General features: G+C 65.2%; 1 pseudogene. It reads right to left on the bottom strand.

The annotated features are described in order from the left end of the window. Positions 1-569, bottom strand: a pseudogene (locus EN964_RS36640) (hypothetical protein); the annotation flags it as partial.

The following is a 569-nucleotide window of genomic DNA, read 5'->3' as shown; positions in this document are numbered from 1 at the left end:
AGCCGGTGTTGTTGGTCAGGCTGACATCGGTGCCCGCGACATTGGTCGTCACCAGATTGGTGATGGTGAAGGTCGATGACGAAGCGTTGATTGCAAGGCCGTTGATGCCGCCACCGGTGCCGCCGATGGTGACATTGCCACCCAGGAACGGGCCGCCCGAAACGGCATTGAAGTTGAGCGCCGTGGCTTGCGCAACACCTGTCGTGATGCTGTCGAACGCCATGCCGCCGGTGCCGATGGTGACGCCGTCGAGATTGATCGCGTGGCCGGTGCCGGTGGTGATCTGCTCCGTGCCTGCGGCCGCGACTGTGATCGTGCCGCCCCCGGTGGCGCTGAAGCCGGTGCCGGTGGTCGTGGTCAGATCCAGCCCGCCGGTGAACTTGATTGTGCCGCCGGTGTTGCCGCTCAGGTTGATCGCAAAGGCGGTGGCGGTGCTGGCGGTGATCGCTCCACCGAACGTGGCGCTGCCGCCGCTCATGCCGGAGATCCCCACCGCGCTGGTAGCAGCGGTCTGGTTGATGGTGCCGTTGTAGGTGACGTTGGGCGTCGAGTTGCTGATGGAGAAGGCG

It is taken from the genome of Mesorhizobium sp. M7A.F.Ca.CA.001.10.2.1 (assembly GCF_003998575.1).
Lineage (GTDB): Bacteria > Pseudomonadota > Alphaproteobacteria > Rhizobiales > Rhizobiaceae > Mesorhizobium.
The sequence above is the reverse complement of the archived record's forward strand: the minus strand, read 5'-3'. Positions and strand labels throughout refer to the sequence as shown.